We start from the raw sequence: 1167 nt of genomic DNA on the forward strand, positions 1-1167 counted from the left end.
GTTTTGTAAATAGCCGAATAAGTGTAAAATAGTTAAAATCAATAAAAGCGTCAAAAAAAGTCGAGAAAAAGAGCCATGACCCCTGAAGAACTAGAGCAGTTGCAATTCTTTTCGGCAGAAATTGCTAAAATTTTGTATAACAATACACCGCCTGTGTGAACTGACCAGTCTGGAAAATATTGAAAAACATCTCAGGCAACAATGGCTAGAAAAAGTGGGCCCACAAATCGGTTTTTTTTTATCAAACAAGCAACAGGAACAGAACAAGGACGACCGCGCACAGTAAAAAGCTGTATTGGTGAACTAATAATTACTGAAAAACAGGCAGAAAAATTAGAGTTCAAGAAATCTACTCGATTATCTCCATTATTTGAAAAATGCTGTCTGCGTCAAATAGCTAATCTTTCCTACTCCAAGGCTGCCCAAGAAATGGAAGTTCAGACAGGAATAAAGATTGGCCACACTTGTTTACACAGATTGGTAGAAAAACAAGAATGGTCAGAACCTCATGCCAAAATAGAGGTGAAAGAAACAAGCATAGATGGAGGGAAAGTCCGTCTGAGAGGGAAGTTGGGCGAAGGCTCTCATTGGCAAGATTATAAGGCAGTGCGGTTACATGAAAGTTATCATGGGGCTTTTTATCAAGAGAATGAAGAGTTAATTAATTATATAAACCATCAGCCATTAGCCGATATATTAACTTGTTTGGGTGATGGACATGATGGAATATGGAATATTATGAGCCAGTTAAATCCTGGTAAAACCCGACGTGAAGTTTTAGATTGGTATCATTTAATGGAAAATTTATATAAAGTGGGAGGGTCATTAAAATCTTTAGCCAAAGCCAAGGAATTTTTGTGGCAAGGTCGGGTCGAACCTACCCTAAGTCTATTTAAGTATTGTCGCAAAAAAACCGCCAAAAACTTTTGCAAGTATCTAGAAAAGCATCGCTCTCGAATTGTTAACTATGAGCAATTATCATCAGACAAGATTTGTTCCATAGGCTCGGGAGCCGTGGAATCGACGGTCAAACAAATAGATAGAAGGTTGAAAATTTCGGGAGCTCAATGGTTGAAAAAAAATGTCAATCAAATGCTAAAACTTCGTTGTGCTTACCTCAACGATCTCTTGGCCATTTGAGGCTTTTGCAAAACCGGGATGCTCCCC

General features: G+C 38.4%; 1 pseudogene. It reads left to right on the top strand.

The features are described from left to right. Positions 1-75 precede the first annotated feature (75 nt). Positions 76-1140, top strand: a pseudogene (locus tag QUA83_RS30460) (ISKra4 family transposase). The last annotated feature ends 27 nt before the right edge of the window (positions 1141-1167 follow it).

This window comes from Microcoleus sp. K1-B1, assembly GCF_036704705.1.
Classification (GTDB): Bacteria; Cyanobacteriota; Cyanobacteriia; order Cyanobacteriales; family Microcoleaceae; genus Microcoleus.